The 19,632-nt window shown below is 33.9% G+C and carries 19 protein-coding genes; 16 read left to right on the forward strand and 3 right to left on the reverse strand.

Annotated features, from left to right (window positions below; genetic code table 11):
• The 4 genes from HHT355_RS05790 to HHT355_RS05805 all read left to right on the forward strand — a co-directional run bounded on the left by HHT355_RS05790 (position 1) and on the right by HHT355_RS05805 (position 3,172).
• Entirely contained in the window at positions 1-1,113 is a 1,113-nt protein-coding gene (locus HHT355_RS05790) for an FtsW/RodA/SpoVE family cell cycle protein (RefSeq protein WP_158245899.1), read from the forward strand.
• A 12-nt stretch (positions 1,114-1,125) separates the two neighbouring features.
• Entirely contained in the window at positions 1,126-1,524 is a 399-nt protein-coding gene (gene mgsA, locus HHT355_RS05795; protein ID WP_103202487.1) for a methylglyoxal synthase, read from the forward strand.
• Between the two features lie 41 nt (positions 1,525-1,565).
• Entirely contained in the window at positions 1,566-2,531 is a 966-nt protein-coding gene (locus tag HHT355_RS05800; protein WP_158245900.1) for a D-alanyl-D-alanine carboxypeptidase family protein, read from the forward strand.
• Between the two features lie 221 nt (positions 2,532-2,752).
• Positions 2,753-3,172 carry a cupin domain-containing protein gene (locus tag HHT355_RS05805; protein WP_103202489.1) on the forward strand — a complete coding sequence of 140 codons (420 nt, stop codon included), beginning with the start codon at positions 2,753-2,755 and terminating at the stop codon, positions 3,170-3,172.
• Between the two features lie 371 nt (positions 3,173-3,543).
• On the opposite strand, the gene HHT355_RS05810 is transcribed toward HHT355_RS05805, so the two are convergent.
• The gene (locus HHT355_RS05810) at positions 3,544-3,744 is read right to left on the reverse strand and encodes a DUF378 domain-containing protein (RefSeq protein WP_103202490.1); all 201 of its coding nucleotides are present in this window, start codon (positions 3,742-3,744) and stop codon (positions 3,544-3,546) included.
• Between the two features lie 177 nt (positions 3,745-3,921).
• Here HHT355_RS05810 and HHT355_RS05815 point away from each other — a divergent pair, with 177 nt between their 5' ends.
• The 11 genes from HHT355_RS05815 (at position 3,922) to HHT355_RS05865 (ending at position 15,608) form a co-directional block, all read left to right on the forward strand.
• The gene (locus tag HHT355_RS05815; RefSeq protein ID WP_103202491.1) at positions 3,922-5,313 is read left to right on the forward strand and encodes an HlyD family efflux transporter periplasmic adaptor subunit; all 1,392 of its coding nucleotides are present in this window, start codon (positions 3,922-3,924) and stop codon (positions 5,311-5,313) included.
• Positions 5,314-5,515: 202 nt separating this feature from the next.
• A complete protein-coding gene (locus HHT355_RS05820) occupies positions 5,516-6,241 on the forward strand; it encodes a YggS family pyridoxal phosphate-dependent enzyme (RefSeq protein ID WP_103202739.1) in 726 nt (241 codons plus the stop codon).
• Positions 6,242-6,279: 38 nt separating this feature from the next.
• Positions 6,280-6,837 carry a cell division protein SepF gene (locus tag HHT355_RS05825; protein WP_103202492.1) on the forward strand — a complete coding sequence of 186 codons (558 nt, stop codon included), beginning with the start codon at positions 6,280-6,282 and terminating at the stop codon, positions 6,835-6,837.
• 70 nt (positions 6,838-6,907) lie between these two features.
• Complete coding sequence (locus HHT355_RS05830) at positions 6,908-7,621, forward strand: YlmH family RNA-binding protein (RefSeq protein WP_242967557.1); 714 nt, start codon at positions 6,908-6,910, stop codon at positions 7,619-7,621.
• Positions 7,622-7,803: 182 nt separating this feature from the next.
• The gene (gene aroB / locus HHT355_RS05835; RefSeq protein ID WP_103202494.1) at positions 7,804-8,895 is read left to right on the forward strand and encodes a 3-dehydroquinate synthase; all 1,092 of its coding nucleotides are present in this window, start codon (positions 7,804-7,806) and stop codon (positions 8,893-8,895) included.
• 49 nt (positions 8,896-8,944) lie between these two features.
• Positions 8,945-9,505 carry a signal peptidase II gene (gene lspA, locus HHT355_RS05840; protein WP_103202495.1) on the forward strand — a complete coding sequence of 187 codons (561 nt, stop codon included), beginning with the start codon at positions 8,945-8,947 and terminating at the stop codon, positions 9,503-9,505.
• Positions 9,483-10,457, forward strand: coding sequence for an RluA family pseudouridine synthase (locus tag HHT355_RS05845; RefSeq protein ID WP_170124927.1), 975 nt, complete (start codon positions 9,483-9,485; stop codon positions 10,455-10,457). Before lspA ends, HHT355_RS05845 begins: the two co-directional genes overlap by 23 nt.
• 5 nt (positions 10,458-10,462) lie before the next feature.
• Positions 10,463-11,767 carry an ATP-binding protein gene (locus HHT355_RS05850; protein WP_103202496.1) on the forward strand — a complete coding sequence of 435 codons (1,305 nt, stop codon included), beginning with the start codon at positions 10,463-10,465 and terminating at the stop codon, positions 11,765-11,767.
• Positions 11,768-12,145: 378 nt separating this feature from the next.
• A complete protein-coding gene (locus HHT355_RS05855; RefSeq protein ID WP_242967560.1) occupies positions 12,146-12,517 on the forward strand; it encodes a BlaI/MecI/CopY family transcriptional regulator in 372 nt (123 codons plus the stop codon).
• Positions 12,518-12,694: 177 nt separating this feature from the next.
• Positions 12,695-12,952 (forward strand): hypothetical protein, encoded by a 258-nt coding sequence (locus tag HHT355_RS05860; protein WP_103202497.1) that lies wholly within the window; start codon positions 12,695-12,697, stop codon positions 12,950-12,952.
• Positions 12,953-14,618: 1,666 nt separating this feature from the next.
• Complete coding sequence (locus HHT355_RS05865) at positions 14,619-15,608, forward strand: Ig-like domain-containing protein (protein ID WP_103202498.1); 990 nt, start codon at positions 14,619-14,621, stop codon at positions 15,606-15,608.
• Positions 15,609-15,903: 295 nt separating this feature from the next.
• Here the strand turns inward: HHT355_RS05865 and HHT355_RS05870 are convergent, their stop codons facing one another.
• Positions 15,904-17,160 (reverse strand): dicarboxylate/amino acid:cation symporter, encoded by a 1,257-nt coding sequence (locus HHT355_RS05870; RefSeq protein ID WP_103202499.1) that lies wholly within the window; start codon positions 17,158-17,160, stop codon positions 15,904-15,906.
• A gap of 228 nt (positions 17,161-17,388) precedes the next feature.
• Between HHT355_RS05870 and HHT355_RS05875 the strand changes: the two genes are divergently transcribed.
• Positions 17,389-18,261 (forward strand): AraC family transcriptional regulator, encoded by an 873-nt coding sequence (locus HHT355_RS05875; protein WP_103202500.1) that lies wholly within the window; start codon positions 17,389-17,391, stop codon positions 18,259-18,261.
• A gap of 103 nt (positions 18,262-18,364) precedes the next feature.
• Here the strand turns inward: HHT355_RS05875 and HHT355_RS05880 are convergent, their stop codons facing one another.
• Entirely contained in the window at positions 18,365-19,612 is a 1,248-nt protein-coding gene (locus tag HHT355_RS05880) for a glycoside hydrolase family 10 protein (protein WP_103202501.1), read from the reverse strand.
• Between the last annotated feature and the right edge of the window lie 20 nt (positions 19,613-19,632).

Below are 19,632 nucleotides of genomic sequence, written 5' to 3' on the forward strand. Positions count from 1 at the left end.
ATGCTGGCATTTAAAAATTATGACTTTAAGAAGTATAATATATCCTTGCTTGTGGTAGTCACCATGCTGATTTCAATCGGCATATTTTTGATTAAACAGGTTAGGCCGGATGATTATAAGAAGCAGATTATTGGTTTAATTGGCGGGCTTTTATTAGCCATTATTGTTTCTTTGATAGATTACCACTTTATAGCTAAGTTTTACATTGTATTATATTTGATTAACCTGGTTTTGCTTTTGCTGGTAAAATTTATAGGTGTAGAACACAATAATGCGCAAAGATGGCTGGATTTGAAATTCTTTGAATTGCAGCCCTCGGAGCTTACAAAGATTATCCTTATAATATTTTTTGCAAAAGTCTTAACCATGTTTGAACATAAGATAAATAACGGCATTTTTCTTTTGATTATAATTATATTAATGGCCGTTCCGACTTATTTGATACTTACTCAGACCGACTTATCAACCAGCATAGTTCTTATGACGGTTTTTGCCATGATTGTTTTTTCTGCGGGACTTAGCTGGAAGATAATACTGCCGCTTCTTATAATCGGAATTCCGGGATTTTTCGGACTTTTCTGGTACGTACAGCAGGATTATCAAAAGCTGCTTACTCATTACCAGCAGCAAAGAATACTTTCCATCTTAAATCCCGAAGCATATCCGGCCACCATGTACCAGCAGGAGAATTCCGTTCAGGCTATCGGTTCGGGGCAATTGACAGGAAAACTTTTTTCAGACAATTCTACAGCACTACGTGGTTACAGACATGTTCCTGTCGCAGAAAGTGATTTCATATTCTCCGTAGCAGGTGAAGAGCTTGGTTTTATAGGATGCTGTTTTATACTTTCACTGTTTGCATTCATAATATATACTTGCCTTTCCACAGCCAGAAAAGCTCAGGATAAAATGGGTATGCTTATAGCTGTGGGCATAGCATCCATGTTTGCCTTCCAAATCTTTGTAAATATAGGTGTTGTTACGGCATTACTTCCCAATACGGGAATACCTCTTCCTTTCTTAAGTTCCGGACTAAGCTCACTAGCAAGCAGCATGATAGCCATCGGTTTAATTATAAATGTTCGTCTGCAGCAGAAAAAAATAATGAGATAGGAGGTTTTTAACTTGAATATAGGTATGATTGCCCATGATGCAAAAAAGAAGCTTATGCAGAATTTATGCATTGCATATCGCGGCATATTAAGTAAACACACCCTGTATGCTACCGGTACTACCGGACGGTTAATAGAAGAAGTCACAAACCTGACAGTTCACAAATATCTTGCAGGGCATTTGGGCGGAACTCAGCAACTGGGAACACAGATTGAACATAATCAGATAGATTTGGTTATATTTTTGCGTGATCCTTTATCTCCGAAATCCCATGAACCGGATTTCAACAATATTTCTCAACTTTGTGACAAATATAATATCCCGCTGGCAACAAATCTGGCTACAGCAGAACTTTTAATTAAAGCTCTGGAGCGGGGAGATCTTGATTGGAGAGAATTATATAAATCATAAACTAATCATTAATGCAATAAATATACAAAGGATGGTTTAAATTGAAAAAACGGTGTCTGCTTATACCAATTTTAATTACAACTATCATACTGGGAGGCTGCCGTAAATCTTCCGATCAATTCTTTTCGTATAAAGACAATATTATATCTGTTCAAACTGAATGGGGTATAGAATTATCGGAAAACGAATTTTTTGCCGAAAATCTGGTAAAACTGTCTGATGAAGATTACGGTATAAACGATGATTATGTAAGCGGAGAGGCCGCTTTGCTTTTTGATATAACAAACAAAGAGGTCCTTTATGCCAAAAATCCTTATGAAAAATTATATCCTGCAAGCCTTACCAAGCTAATGACTGCTTTAGTTGTACTAAAGAGGGGAGAATTGACAGATACCGTTACTGTAAGTTATAACGCATCCCATATACCTGTTCCGGGTGCAAAGGTTTGCGGATTTGAAGAAGGAGATGTCCTTACTTTAGAATCTTTGCTTTACTGCCTTTTGGTTTACTCCGGAAACGATGCCGGTATAGCCATAGCAGAGCATATGAGCGGAAGTGAAGAAGCATTTGTAAAACTTATGAACCAGGAAGCACAAAAAATCGGAGCAGTTCATACTAACTTTGTAAATTCCCACGGTTTGCATGATGACAATCATTATACAACAGCATATGATATGTATTTGATATTTAACGAACTGATAAAATACGATACTTTTTTAAATATCATAAATCAAAATTCTTATAAAGCAGAATATCAGGACAGAAACGGGAACAAAAAAACTGTAACCTTTAGGACTACCAATCTGTATCTAACCGATGAAAAAACTCCTCCTGAAAATCTTCAAATTATAGGCGGCAAAACAGGATCCACATCAAAAGCCGGAAATTGCCTTATATTACTGTCTAAGGACGGCGAAAACAACCAATATATATCATTGGTCCTTAAAGCTTCAGGCAGTGACAAATTATATTCTGATATGTCTAATTTATTTTTATTGATTAAATAGATAGTTTTTATGTAATCTGCTCTTTAGATACTGATAATTTTCTCAAAAATATTATTTATTTTTAATAATATTTTGGATTATATAATCGTTATTATTGTAAATTCTACACTGATAGAATCCATTTTGATATTGTTTTTCCGTTAAATTTATAATATAATGATTATGTAAGATAATATTTTTTAACAAATATAACAAAACTTTATTATAAGGAGGAGATTACTATGATACAGATTATCTCAGGCGAGAAGGGCAAAGGAAAGACCAAAATCCTTCTTGATAAGGTTAACAAGGAAGTCCAGACCGCCAAAGGCAGTGTTGTGTATCTGGATAAAAACAATAAGCATATGTATGAACTCTCCAATAAGATAAGATTGATAAATGTTTCGGATTATCAGATAGAAAATCATAATCAGTTCTTAGGTTTCCTCTGCGGTATCATTTCTTGTGATCATGATATTGAATATATATATTTAGATAGTTTCTTAACCATTGCTCATGTCGATAAGGATAATATAGATGACGTATTTAAAAAACTAGAACGCATTTCAAAGCAATTCAAAGTAAACTTTTGTGTAAGCATTTCTCTAAACCATGATCAAATCCCTGAATTTATGAAAGAAAATGTAATAGTGGCATTGTAAAAAACGATTTCTCTTTATGAGCTAAAATCTTTTTTACTATCTTTAGATAATTAGGTATATATTTTATAAAAATTATAAAAGCATTTTCTTTCATAAATAAGGTTTATATATAGTTAAAATTATTTATCTGTTATATAATGTACCTGCTTTTTAGATATCTGTTTAAAAAACTTATTTCCCCATTAAAATACAAAAGATTTAAATTTACTGAACTATTTGTCAAGCCGCTAAATTTTATATTTCTTTTAATTAAAATGCATAAATTCAAGGCACTGCTTGATTAGAGACCTGATAATTATACGTATATAATTATCAGGTCTCTAATCAAGCAGTGTTACTTGAAAAGTTATTATATTAAACTATATTAATTATTAATCTTCATTTCTTATTCTTCCGAAGAAGCTTAAGGAATATAAGCCTGCGATTCCTACCAGGGCATAAATAATTCTGGATACCCAGGTCATATCCCCAAAAATAGCTCTTACCAAATCAAATTCGAAAAATCCTATTAAGCCCCAGTTTAATGCACCTATAACTACAAGAACTAACGCAATATAATCCAATGTTTTCATAAGAAACCTCCTTTTAGACATTAAAATGGTATTTTATCTTAATCTGCTTTGAGAAAAATCTCTGTTATTATAATTTCCATATCTTTCGCCTTTATGCATTGAGATTAAAATATATAGCTTGTATCTGTTCTTTTATTTAAGTATAATATAGAAGAATAGTAAAATGGGGGCGAAAGTTTGAGCAAAAATAGTAGGGTAGTTAAATTCAGAAAGAAAAGGACACTTAATATAGGTATCGTAATATTTTTGATTCTTTTCATCTACATTGCTATTAATACATATATTTATTTTACAAAAGAACATATATCCATATATGAAGTGCAGGAAGGCTTCAATGTGGTAGACAATCGTATAACAGGCCTGGTTTTAAGGGAAGAACACTTAGTTTCTACCGATAAAGCAGGCTATGTTTATTATTTTCAAAAAGAAGGTGCCAGGGTAGCAAAAAATGCGTCGGTTTATTCTATAGATGAAAGCACTCAGATAATGGATATAATAACAAGCAGTGATGATATAATAACCTTATCTGATTCAAGCAATGTACAATTACAGTATTTAATTAAAAAATTTCATAATATATATTCTGATCAAAAGTTTTCATATATATACGATTTTAAGTCAGATATAGAAAGTGCCATGTATGATATGCTAAACCAAACTATGATTGAAAAAGGCCGTCAGATACAGGAAGATACCGGATTTGCCTATACATATGAAGTTTTCAAAAGCGAAACAAGCGGTGTCATATCGTATTATATGGATAATTACGAAACAGTAACTAAAGATACGATTACCAAAGATTTATTTGATACACAAAATTATAAACGGGTTTCACTTCGTACATCAAACCTGATTTCAACAAATACACCGGTATATAAAATTGTAACTTCAGAAAACTGGTCCATTATTCTTCCTCTTAACGCCGAACAATATGAAAAGTTGTCAGGTAAGGATAAAATAGAATTTACCATACTGAAAGACAATTTTACAACTAGGGCTCCCGTTAAAATTTTTCAAAGTCCTTTAGACGGTTCTTATTATGCAGAGCTTGTTATGGACAAGCATATGTCAAATTACCTGGAAGACCGTTTTCTTGAAATAGATCTTCATTTGGAAGCCGTAAAAGGTTTAAAGATACCTCTATCGGCAGTTACCACAAAAGATTTTTATTTAGTTCCTTTAAATTACTTTACATCAGGCGGTGACAGTGCTCAAAAGGGCTTAATTAAAGAAGAGTATGATAAAGATACAGGTGAAGTAAATTTGGTTTTTGTTCCTGCCGATATATATTATCAGGATGATATTTACGGTTATGTCGATACCAATCTGTTTAGCCCTAATACATGGATAAGGTCAACTGACGGAAACAGATACCAGCTTTCCGTAACAAATAAACTGACCGGGGTATATAACGTAAATATGGGCTATGCCGTATTTAAACGGATAGAAATCCTTTATCAAAACGAATCCTATTGTATTGTTGATAAAAATACCTCTTACGGACTGGCCCTTTATGATCATATAGCCTTAGATTCGTCTACTGTTGTAGAACAAAAGATTATATATTAAATATTATAATAAACCGTTAAATAAAGGTATCATACTTATATATAAAAGTATCATGCTTATATATGGTATAAATTATATGTAATAATTAAAGTTGGAATTTATTCCGATAGATATATTAAACAGGCAGAAATCTCCATGATCCATTAAACCTTGTAACCGAAAGGAGAGATCAATAGTGGAAAAACGTTTTGAAGATACAACTATGGAAGAACGTTTGGCGGATATAAAGAAGCGAATAGAAGCTGCCTGCAAAAGGGCCGGAAGGGATGTCTCGGAAGTCACCCTAATAGCAGTCAGCAAAACAAAACCCGTTTCTATGATAGAAGAGGCCTATGAACTGGGTATCAGGCATTTCGGTGAAAATAAAGTCCAGGAGCTGGTTGATAAATACAATGAACTGAATAAAAAATATGGTGACTCTATTAAATGGCATCAAATCGGTCACCTGCAAAGAAACAAGGTAAAACAGGTTATAGATAAGGCTGTTTTGATACATTCGGTTGATTCATTGCGCCTTGGCCAAAAAATTGAAGAAGAAGCGGCAAAAAAGAATATAGTCTGCGATATTTTGATAGAAGTCAATATTGCCGATGAAGAAACGAAATACGGTATAAATCCTGATGAACTTATTCCTTTGTTTACGGAACTGATCCGCATGCCCCATATAAGGGTAAGAGGTTTGATGGCTGTGCCGCCTATTGTTGATGATCCTGAAAAAAATAGGAAGTATTTTAGTAAATTGCGACAATTATTTATTGACATAAAATCAAAAAACATTGATAATGGTGATAACAAGATATATTTTGATCCTGATAACTTCAATATTCTCTCAATGGGTATGACCAATGATTATGAAGTAGCCATTGAAGAAGGGGCCACTATGGTTCGAATTGGGACAGGCATTTTCGGTGAAAGAGAATATAAATAGTTATTATAAAGTCCATAAAGATAGGAGTGTCTATAGGGATGTCGAATATTTTCAAGAGCTTTTTAAATTCTATGAAACTTACAGATGAAGATGATTTTGATAGCTATTTGGACGATGAGGAGCTTGAGCCTAAAAAGCCCGGACTTTTTGAGAGGAAAACAGCAGACGAAGAATCTGAAGAACTTCCTAAGCGTCCGCCAGTTCAATCGAAAGTACATAATACTTCAGAGAAAAAAGAAAGGTTTAAAAGCGTGGAAAGAACCTCTAACGGTAAAGTTGTTCCGATTAGGACTACATCTAAGGGATTTGAAGTTTGTATTATTAAACCTACTTCTTTTGAGGATTCACAGGTTATCTGTGACATGCTTTTAACCGGCAGAGCCACCATTATTAACCTGGAAGGCTTTGATGACAAACTGGCACAACGGACAATGGATTTTGTATCAGGTTCGGTATATGCTATAAACGGCAGGCTCCATCGCATTTCAAGCTGCATATTCATAGTTTCTCCGGATACTGTTGATATTTCGGGAGACTACCTGGATATGATCAGGGAAGACGGCTTTGAACCGCCTACATTTAACACAAAATTCTAAACGAGGAACATAATTATATATGCAAAAAGAAGATCAAATACTACAAAGGCGCTTCCGGGACCTTGCTTACATGGCAGACAGTCGGGGAATTGTTTTGTTTACCGATTTTTTAAATTTACATGAGCAGAATTTATTCTACGAAATAAAAAATGAATTGCCTAATTTAAAATATTTTTCCTCTGGCGGATACCGTGATGCCGAAAGGAAAATGTTTTGCTTTTGCGGCGATTATTCTTTAGATAATGAAGATGAAATTGATTATCCGATATCATGCCTTCATATAAAACCTAAGAATCCTAAATTCTCTGACAGCCTTACTCACAGGGACATCTTGGGGGCGGTCTTAAATTTGGGGATTGAGCGAAATAAGATAGGGGATATTATTATGGAAAATAATGAAGCTTATCTTTTTTGCTGCTCATCCATATATGACTATATAATAAATCAGCTTACTAAAGTAAAACATACAATGGTTAGCACTTCCCTTATAGATATCCGGGATTTTACTTACAAACCCAACTTAAAACCTGTTACGGGTACCGTTTCTTCCGTTCGTTTAGACAGTATCTTGGCTGTAGCCTTTAACGGATCGCGAAGCAGCCTTTCCGGCCTTATAGAAGGTGGAAAAGTATTTGTTAACGGAAAAAACATATTATATAACAGTTATAATCTGAAAGAAAACGATATTGTATCGGTACGAGGCTACGGCAGATTTATTTATGCAGGGACACTAAACCAGACCAAAAAGGGAAGATATATGGTAAAAGTATTATTGTATCAATAGCTTATATTATGTTAAGTTTCGATATTGATTATAATATTGTTCCGATTGCAAAACTGTTACAAGATACGGCTAAGCAGGCAAAAGATCGGCAAATTACCATAGACGAAGATTTTAAAATTATTTATAAAAGGGGGAGAGCATAACCTCGTCTTTGGGTTATAGGATGCGGTTATGCAATTTTTATGCAACAAGAAAAAATCATTGTAAATTATGAAGGTAAACCGGCATATGAAATCATCTTTGACAAAGATTTTTCAGGCCTTAAAGATGCCATAATTTCTCTTGGCCTGCAAAATCGGCGTTTTATGATTATAACTGATTCAAATGTGGGAAAATTCTATTTAAATGAATGCATAAAAAATTTGGAACCGGTTGCCGCAAGTATCAGCAGTTTTACTTTTGATGCCGGTGAAGAAAGTAAAAACCTTAATACCGTAAACTTAGTCTATCAGCGTCTTATAGAAGAAAAATTTGACCGTTATGATATAATTATAGCTCTTGGAGGGGGAGTTGTGGGCGATTTGGCCGGATTTGCGGCCGCCACTTATTTAAGGGGTATCGATTTTATTCAAGTACCGACCACCTTGCTTTCCATGGTTGATTCCAGTATAGGCGGAAAAACCGGAGTAGATTTTATGGCGTATAAAAACATGATTGGTGCTTTCCATCAGCCTAAACTGGTATATATGAACCTTTCTGCCTTAAATTCTCTTCCGAAAAGGGAATTTAATTCAGGTATGAGCGAGGTAATTAAACACGGCTTGATTAAGAATGCCGCTTATTATAAATGGTTATGCGATAACAGGGATAAAATCAGCTTGCTGGACTATGAAACCCTTAAGCAGATGATAATAAGAAGCTGTATTATTAAGAAAAATGTAGTAGAAGCAGACCCCAAAGAAAAAGGAGAAAGGGCTCTTCTTAATTTCGGCCATACAATCGGACATGCCATAGAAAAATTGCTGGATTTTAAATTTTTACATGGCGAATGTATTGCGGTCGGTATGATTGCGGCTGGATATATTTCATATAAACGTGGATTTATTAATAAATCCGAGCTGGATGATATAATCGGCTTAATTAAATCCTTTGATCTTCCGACAAGCATAAGTGGCTTATCACCTGAAGAAGTCTATAACGTTACTAAACTGGATAAAAAAATGAAATCCGACAAGATTAAATTTATATGTTTGGAAAGAATCGGAACTGCATTTATAGATATGACCGTATCAAAAGATGAGATTATAGAAGCAGTTCAATTTGTCCTTGAATAAAATCAAAATTATCTGCTTTTGCATTTTTATAAAATTTGGAGAGGTATTTATGAAACAACGGATAAAACATTTAATATATTTTATAATATTGCTGGCAATAGACCAGGCCTCAAAATACTGGGCCAGAATAAATTTACGGAAAAACGGGCCCATAAGTATACTTCCCGGAGTTCTTAAGCTTCAGTACCATGAAAATACCGGAGCCGTATGGGGTATTTTGACCGGAAAGACCGCTATGCTTTCGGTCATCACCGTAATTCTTTCGATTCTGCTTGTATTTTTGTATTTTCAGATACCTAAAGATAAAAAATACCGTCCTATTCAAATTATATGGGTATTTATCCTGGCAGGGGCTGTCGGTAATTTTATAGACCGGATAACTTTAAAATATGTTGTTGATTTTATTTATTTTGAACTTATTGATTTTCCCATTTTCAATATAGCAGACAGCTATCTTACCGTATCCTGTTTATTACTGTTAATCCTGGGTATTTTTTATTATAAAGAAAGTGATCTGGAATTTTTGGATAACATATTCAAAAAAAGACCTAAAGTAAATGATGCAATGGATAAGGAGAATATTAAGGATGATTTATCCGATGGACGATGACCTTTTGGAAGATATAGAAGAACAGGAGCAAATAATCCGGATTGAAGTAGAGGACGAATATAACAATGTCCGGATTGACAAATACCTGTCAACGGTTATGGATGATTTATCCAGATCCTATCTTCAGAAACTTATTACGGAAGAAAAAGTTTTAGTAGAAGGAAAAGCCGTAAAAGCCAATTTTAAGGTCAAAGGCGGCCAGACTATAGAAATATACCTACCTGAACCTAAAGAGACAGAAATTGTGCCCGAAAACATTCCCATAAATATAATTTATGAAGATGCCGATATCATAGTTATAAACAAACCTAAAGGCCTGGTAGTACATCCCGCACCGGGGCACGAAACAGGCACTTTGGTCAACGCTTTACTGTATCATTGCAGGGGGCAATTATCCGGGATAAACGGGGTTTTAAGGCCCGGAATAGTCCATCGCATAGACAAAGATACAACAGGAGTAATCGTAGCCTGTAAAAACGATAATGCCCACAGGTTTATAGCAGAGCAATTAAAAGTACATTCTATCACAAGAGTTTACCATGCAATAGTTTATAACAGTTTCAAAGAAGAAAGCGGGAGAGTGGAAGCAAGTATCGGAAGGCATCCGAAAGACCGCAAGAAAATGGCTGTTAACGTAAGAAACGGAAAATATGCGGCTACAAATTACCGGGTTATTGAAAACTTAGGCAATTACGCCTATATAGAATGCCGGCTGGAAACCGGCCGTACCCATCAAATCAGGGTACATATGGCAAGTATCAATCATCCGGTAGTCGGCGATACAGTATACGGCCCGGCAAAAGACCCTTTTAAGCTGGAAGGCCAGGCATTGCATGCCGGCGTACTTGGATTTATTCATCCCACCACCCGCAAATACGTGGAATTTCAGGCTCCTTTGCCGGATTATTTTAATGATTTACTAATGAAATTAAGATTGACCGTAAGGGGATAATATCGGTGAAAAGAACAGCTATCGAACATTTATTGAAATGGAGTCAAAATGAAGATGTCAGGCCTGTTATACTTACCGGCGCCAAAGGTGTCGGTAAAACCTACCTGGCATGCGATTTTGCGAAATCATTTTATGAGCAGTTCCTTTATGTAAACTTCGAACATGATGCAATGGCATCCGAGCTGTTTAAGTCTAAAGATCCTTTTAAAGTTTCAGCCCTTTTACTGGAGTATTATAGTGTGAATAAGACCGGCTTATCGCTAGATAATTTAAGCGGGGACAGGCTTTTGATACTTGACGAAGTAAGCCACTGTCCGGATGCCCTAAATATGCTTGCAGAACTCCAGTTTACGGGAGAATTTCACCGTATTATAGCCATATCCAGCAGTCCTATAAAAAAAGAAGTACTTGATCTGTATTATCATATTCCGGTTTATCCTTTGCTCTTTAATGAATTTTTAGTGGCAATAGCAAAGGACTGGTACATAGAAACGATTATAACCCATTTTGAAACGGATAAAAAAATACCAGAAATAGTCCATAAAGAACTCCTTAGCCTTTTTAATCTCTATCTTATAATCGGCGGAATGCCTGGTATAATCAATGAATACCTTAACTTTGACAATCTTTTAAACATAACCGAAAACCACATGCTTTTGATGGGTACATACAGAAGTTACCTAAGCAATATCAGTTCGGACAGTGAAGCATTGAAAATGAATCAGGTTCTTGGCAGTATCCCTTTACAGTTGCTGAAAGAAAATAAAAAGTTTCAATACAAACTGATCCGAAAAGGGACTACCCATGCCATGTATAAGGAATCAATACAAAACCTGGCAGACAGAAATTACATTATTCCAAGCTATAAAATTACAAGCGATGAACTTTCAAAAATTAATGCCATACTGGAAGAAAATAGGCTGAATGTAAACGAATTAACCAGTTTCAAACTTTATCTTTCAGATGTGGGTATTCTTAATTCACTTATATCAAAACAGGTTAAACCTCCATTTAACAACCTTGCATCAAAGGCTATCATGGAAAACTATGTAGCCGAAAACTTGCAGGCCAACGGTTATCCTATAATGTTCTGGGAATCTGATTCTACGGCTAAAATTGATTTTTTAATTCCTAAAGACGGATATATAATACCGGTGGAGTTGTTCACCGACGAAAATACCCGATCAAAGAATCTCAGCGTTTTAAAACAGAAGACTGACTTCCCTTATGCCATTAAAATATCTTCAAGAAATTTCGGTTACTCAAAAAATGTAAAGTATGTTCCATATTATGCGGTATTTTGCATATAATTTATTTCCATTATTCGAATAAAAAATTTCATTTTGCCGATAAAAAAACCTTTAGTCCTATGATGTAAAATAAAACGGATGCGATTTATTAAATGAAATGTAACAAAATATAAAAAATTGCATTCCTTTTTAGCTTGACTTTCTTTTTCTATTACTATAGAATATTGATACAACGTTGCTACTACATTTGTCGTTTATTATTGTTATATTTTTCTACAACAGTAGTATTATAATTCAAAATAATGATATGGCTAGTTGAATAAAATACATTTCTTTTGCAGCTAAAAATTTTATCAGTCTTAGAAGGTATTTTAACAGCTTATGTTTTTTCTACATATGTAGTATGTGTATATTTATTTTAAAGGGGTGTATCATACTGTGGCGAAATCGGAAATCCGATTGCATGAAGGCGAACTAAATATCATGGAACTTTTGTGGTCCAATAAAGTATTAGCCGCCAAAGATATTTCAAAAATAATTAAAGAATATATAGGTTGGGAAAAGAATACGACTTATACAGTAATTAAAAGACTGATAGATAAAGGTGCCATTAAAAGAGAAGATCCCGGCTTCTTATGCCGTGCGGCCATATCCAAAAAAGCGGTGCAGAATATTGAAACAAAGGCCTTGTTAGACAAATTATATAACGGTTCCTTATGTACATTTTTTAACGAGTACTTAAAAAATCAGGAATTATCAAGAGCTGAAATAATGGAACTTGAACGAATATTAAACGAGCAGAGATTTTAATGAAAATTAAAATCTCTTTTTTATATATAAATTTTTTATATTAAATAGGGACTGATTTCTATAAAAAAGTTTTAATTTGAAAACAGGGCTTTAGAGAGGTTTTTTAATATTTCCTGCCGATTTTGATAATATAGTAAAGCATTTTTGAAATATGTTAAATCATCCCAATGATGATTGTTGGTATCTGTTAATGGTAATGTAATTAATGAAAATACATTAACCGCTGTATTGGCTTTATGTGTGGAACCGAAAGAAAAGTACCTGGAGGCTGTCGGAAGGGTTTTCGCCCATAAAGATTACAGGTCAGTTGCTATGGAATTTTATAAATACATAAAATATAATTATAGCGGTTATCAGTTTGACGCAGCTTATCCGGAAGAAAATAAACAGACCATAGATTTTATGATATCAATAGGAGCAAGAGTATTAGCCTAAGAATATGAATATAGGCTACATAAAAATTATTTTTCTAAGCAGCCTGAAACATATTATATTATTGAACTGAATGAAAAATACCATAAAGGATTTAAAAAAATACATAACAAAAATTATAAATAATAGAAATTTATATTGAAATTAATGTTTTTTAAGTCGAATATAATATGCCTAATGAGTCAAAACTTTTGATGAATAAAACACAAAAATGCGTTATACCGGCAACAATATCGATGATATATTATATATTCCTAAAAAAGCTTTACAATAATAATATTATTTTAAAAATATTATTTACCATATATTATGTGATAAATTTAGCAGAAGTAGGGAATCTTGGCTATTTGCTTCTGTTTTATTGTATTCGCAACTATTCGCAAAACCATAGTTTAACGAAATGTTGATAGTCAAAAATAGGTACATTTAAGCCTTCGCCTGTCAACCGGCTTTTTTATGCCTTAACGCTTACTTAATTCATTTCTTTACTCATTATGTATTTATACATATCTTTTTGTTATTTTTAAATTAATTTGATCTGTTATTTATCGTAGTTTTTTAATTTATGAAATTAAATTTGAATTTAGCATTATTCATTTAAAATTATTATTCATTAAAATTCCTGATAAATTTTTTCTAAGATTTTTCTATTTATTTAATTGATTGTTTTTGTTAAATTACCTGCACTTTAATTCATTTGATCTTTATTTTAATAACTAAATCCTATTAATAATTTTTTAATATGGACTAAATCTTTATTAATAACCGAATTTTGATTTTTATGATATTTTTATAAATAACTTTTTAGCAAACAAAACCTTTGTCTTAAGCAATTATCTTCATTATTATATATAGATAATCATTATATATAGATAATCAAATATTTAAATTAATTATACCGGCTTTCAGAATTAACTATTATAATTATGATCAGGTCTATTAAAATCATTATTTATCATTATTTTATCAGCAAATTAACTGCATAATTTTGATTATACGTACATTTTCTTAAAATTAAATTATTACCATTAATTTACATAATATATTCATTATATAATATTGCCATGTATTTACATTTTATAAATAATTAATTTGTATATTTTGTACAAATTATTGTAAATATTTTATTCAAAATACATATATTACTAACTTTTATTAGCCTGTTTAACTATGCCTAATTAAATTTTTGGGTATGTTCCTTTATAAAAAACCGCTCAGAATAACTCTGCGCGGTTTTTAGATTAAAGTAATAAATAATTGTCTATCACATGTATCTTTCCGAATACTCGACCTTATCAATCAAATTCCTGCAGGATTACTGACCTGTAACATTGGTTAACCTCCCCGATTTTTAGTTACAATTGGATATAATTAACCTAATTATAGCAATAATACCTGCATAATCCAATACATATTTTAGAATACCGTTTATTTAAACTTTTTTATTATATTAATTTACCGAATCTTTTCCACTTCTTATTAGCAACAGTAGAAATCATTAAATTATAGGTTTTTATGAAATTACAGAACATACGTTTTGTTTCCAGTAATTTAATAATGAAGCACCCTTTCATACGGTCTATAATAAAAAAGGAATTTCAGTCATATTACGTAAAAATATGTCTGTTTCCGTTGCAACTAAAACATATTTATGTAAGGAGGATCAACAGTGAAGAAAAGACTTAGGTACATAGCCTACGCACTGACAGGCCTTGCCCTGTTCGCGGCAATTCTGATTACAAAAGAGAAAATAAGTGCTCAAGCGGCTGGCAAAGTATATCTTAATGAAACCGATCTGACTTTGGAGCTTGGTCATTATCGAACTCTTAAAGTGAATGGAACCAGCCAGAAAGTAACCTGGAAATCAGCAAATACAAAGGCTGCTACCGTAACAAGCGGCGGTAAAGTAACCGCTATGGGTTGGGGAAGCACCAAAATATATGCATATGTAGGTGATAAGACATTAACCTGCAAAGTTACTATAGTTCAAATGAATAAAAAAGATATTACATTGGCACCCAAAGGTACTTACCAACTTACCCTCTGGGGAGCAGACAAAAATGTTACCTGGAAATCAAGTAACACAAAAGTAGCCACAGTTTCGGATGACGGTTTAGTTACTGCTGTGGGAAAAGGTAGCGCAACAATTACCGCAACCTTTAACGGTAAAAATATAACCAGTAATGTAAACGTTATTGAACTTACCCTTAACCACGAATCCGCCGTACTCGAATATGACGGCAAATTCAGCTTGACCCGCGACGGTTTCGGAAATGTAATTAAATTGTCTGCATCCGGCACCAAAGACAAGGTAACCTGGACTACAAGCGACAAAAAAGTAGCCGATGTTGACAGCAATGGTAAAGTAACCGCAAAAGGTCCCGGAACCGCCATAATCACAGCTACTGCAAACGGTCTTAAAGCTACCTGTGAAGTTAATGTTTTAAAAATTTCGAAAAACGAGCTTACGCTTAAAAAAGGTGAAACCTATAGCCTTAACGTTCTCGGTACTGACAGCGATATAAATTGGTTTTCAAACAAAAACTCTGTAGCTACCGTAGATGAAAACGGTCTTGTTACGGCAAAAGCACCCGGTACAGCAAAAATAATCGCCGAAGTGGGCGATAAACTTGTAAGATGTATTGTCACCGTAAAATAACAGCTTATCGTAAAATGTAAAGTATAAAGTTTGCTTTATGCTGTAAACCTTTATTTATTAACAATATTTAAAACTGTTTCAAGAAAAAATAATATAATAGTCCAAAGTTTAATAAACAGCCTGTTCATAATTCTTTCTATTATAAAAAAGGTTTACGTATAAAAGCAAACAAAAAGCACCTGCCGGTGTTTGAATTATCATAATCGGACATTAAATATCCGTTGATAATTAAACACGGCAGGTGTTTTTTTATTTATTTAAATTTCCCTAAATAATATATTTGCTTTACATATTATTACTCTTTAATTTTTCTCATCCATTTCTTTCCGTCCACAAATCTGGCTACCAGCATGGCACATACGGTATTTCCGGACGCATTAAGAAGGGTTGCCGGAGCATCAATAATAGTACCTATAACCGCCAGTACAGGGAATGCAGCAGGAGTAAAACCATATACACTTATAATCAGCAACTCTCCTATCATTCCTCCGCCGGGTATGGCACCCATAACCGCACCGACCAGTAAACTTACGACAAGGATGGATAAAAACATAGGTATATTATTATAATCCTTTCCGAACAATCCGAACAGGAAGACAATCTTTAATACACCGCCGATTACGGAACCGTCCTTATGGGTATTTACACCCAATGGAATAACTGTTTCTGCAATATCATCCGGTATACCAATCTTTTTAGCTGCATCTAGATTTACCGGAATGGAAGCTGCACTGGAACAAGTCGCCAGGGCCGTAACAGCAGGTGCTATGGCATTTTTCCAAAAAGCCTTAACGGCAGCACTTCCCCCTGCAACATAAGCATAGATGGTAAAGAAACCAAAATAATAAACAACCGATAAACCGATGTACAGTAAAAATACTTTCAGATATCCTTCAAGAATCTGTGTCCCCAACTGTCCGGTAAGGGATGCAAAAAAGCATGCAAGTCCGAACGGTGCATAATACATAATAATTTTAATCATATTCATGATTACAGAGGAACATGCATTCAGGAAATCCTTTACCACATTGGCCTTCTCTCCCGCCATTACCAATGCCAACCCAAATAAAACAGATATGACAATTAACTGAAGCATATTGCTTCTTGAAAACAGATCGGAAAAATCACCGACTGTTATTGTTTTTACCAATTGCTGTGCAATAGAAACATTATTAGCTTCTTCACTTACATCTCCGTCTGTATCCTGCAAAATACTTTCTATAGCCTGATCATCCAAACCTTTTATCGGATTGAAAATATAAGCGCCAATCATGGATACCAATGCGGATATTACTGCTGTAGCAACAAAAACAATAATTATGTTAAAAAGGATCTTGCCAAGCCTTCCCATGCCACCCATATTTGCTATGGAAGAAGTCACGCTAAAGAAAACAAGAGGTACAATAAGTGTAAATATCAGGTTAAGGAATATCTGGCCAAAAGGTTCAAGTACACTAGCTTTCGGCCCCATAATAACTCCGATAATACCGCCAACTAAAATTGATAAGAGCAAAATTAATGATGAAGCATAATTCTTAATTAAGTTTTTCACGAGTAACTTTCTCCTCCCTATGTTCATTTCTCAAGTATATTATACTAACAACATTTACGAAATTTGTTGCAATATATGTTTGATATATTGCAATTAGTGCTTTTATTATGTACAATAAAGCCATATGGATAATTTGAATGTTGCATACATAACCTATATTGACTTACTGCTTGAAGTATTGCAGCAGCATTAGACTTTATTATCCAATACTAACTTTTGGGAGAAAATATGGATAAAAGCAAGCATGAAGAAACAGTAAAGAGAGGTTACCTTAACGAAGACTTTTTGTTCTTTAAATTAAAGGACCAGAAAAAAAATGAATACGAATTTCACTACCATGATTTTAATAAAATAATAATATTTTTATCCGGGGATGTTACCTATATCATTGAAGGAAAATCCTATATATTAAAACCCTGGGATATACTCCTTGTCGGAAAATATGACATCCATCAGCCGATTGTAAGCCCTCATGTGCCTTATGAACGGATTATACTCTGGCTAAACCCCCGTTTTCTTGATGCCCACAAAAAAAATGACTGCGATCTTCAAAGTTGTTTTACCCTGGCAACGGAACGAAAAATGAACATGATTCGCTTAAATAAAAAAGATATTCCTTCCATAAAACAGACACTGGATGATTTGGAAGGAGCAATAAATGATGACTCCTTTGGAAGCGATATACTTAAAAATGCCCTGTTCATTCAATTGATGGTAAAAATAAACCGGCTTTTTTTCGGAATGGATATCAAAAAAAGACTGGAAGATGTAAGATACGATCCCAGAATTGAACAGATAATCAGTTATATAAATGATAATCTGGACAGCGATTTAAGCATTGAACATATATCAAATAAATTCTATCTAAACAGATATTATCTAATGCATCTTTTTAAACAGGAAACGGGTTATACCTTATACAACTATATACAGAAAAAAAGAATTATAAAAGCTTCGGATTACATTAAAAACGGTATGCAGGCCGGAGAAGCCTGTGCCTTATGCGGTTTTGACGATTATTCCACCTTTGTCCGCAATTTCAAGAAAGAATTCAAACTTTCCCCCAAGCAGTATTATAAGGCATATTCGGAAACACAATAAAAAAATAGTACGCAAGCATATTTCGTCTGTATTGCGTACTATTTTCATGGGTTTCTTTTTAAGAAACCTGTTCGGAATTTATATAAATATTTCACAGGAGGCATTAGGGTATGATTTTAAGGAGATTTTCAACACCTTTCCTGGTAGCTTTCTTATAAAAGAAATCATGCCTGAAATATAGGTATCCGTCTACCTGGCCGGTTTTCCTTCCATATTCCACCTGTTTTTTAAGTATCTTGGCATCATTCTTCCATTCGTTATCTTCGCTTGATCCGGCTTTATACACCGCAATTCCCACATAAATCTTTATATTTTTATTCTTTCGCAGTTTAATCCAGCGATCCAAAGTTTTATCAAACGGATATTTGGAATGGCTAAAGGACCAGTAAATTTGCGGGGCAATATAATCCACATAACCGGACTTTGACAGCCAAGTTTCAATATCGCAATAATAGCGGTCATCCATCAAAAGATAATCCAAAAATCCACCGGGGCTGATGCCGAATACCACATTTTTATTAACTGCTTTTATTGTTTTATATACACTTTTTATTAATTTATTTACATTTTCACGGCGCCAGTCCTGAATACTTAAGGGTTTTTTGCCTTCTTTTTTTGCTTCTTTCACATATGCTTCATATTCAAGATAATCAAAGCTCTTGGCATAATTTGAACCTAAAGTCGGATAAAAATAGTCATCAAAATGAATTCCGTCCACATCATAATTTTCTACTATCTCTTCTATCCCTTTTCTGATATAAAACTGTACCCATTGATCGGCAGGATTGTAATATAATGATCCGCCGAAAGACAATACCCGCCTTTGTTGATCTTTTGATTTGGAATTCATCCATTTTCTTGCCTTGTTATCCTTGGATAAAGTACTTATATCGGTAGTACCGCTGGTCACACGGTAAGGATTAATCCAGGCATGAAACTCCAAGCCCCTCTCATGGGCAGCTTCTACCATATATTCCAAAGGGTCGAATCCGGGGTCCTTACCCTGGGTCCCGGAAACGTATTTAGACCAGGGAAAGTATTCGGAAGGATAAAAGGCATCGCCGAACGGTCTTACATGGACTATAACCGCATTCATATTAAGGCTTACTGCCTGGTCAAACATTTCATCTACAACCGCTTCAAACCTTTCTTTTGTATATCCAAGTTTTCCTGTTGAAGGATCTTTCAGACGGTCGTTAAATTCCAGATACGAGATCCATACTGCATGAAGTTCATCATTATTTTCTGCAGCATAAACTTTCATTGATCCAAAAGGCATAATAATCATATTTATAATAACAAGCCATATTGCTGTTATCTTATAAAATATATTTATTTTTTTATTCTTCATTTTCTCCTCCTTTTACTTTA

Origin of the sequence: Herbinix hemicellulosilytica (assembly GCF_002904165.1) — a bacterium.
GTDB lineage: Bacteria > Bacillota > Clostridia > Lachnospirales > Lachnospiraceae > Mobilitalea > Mobilitalea hemicellulosilytica.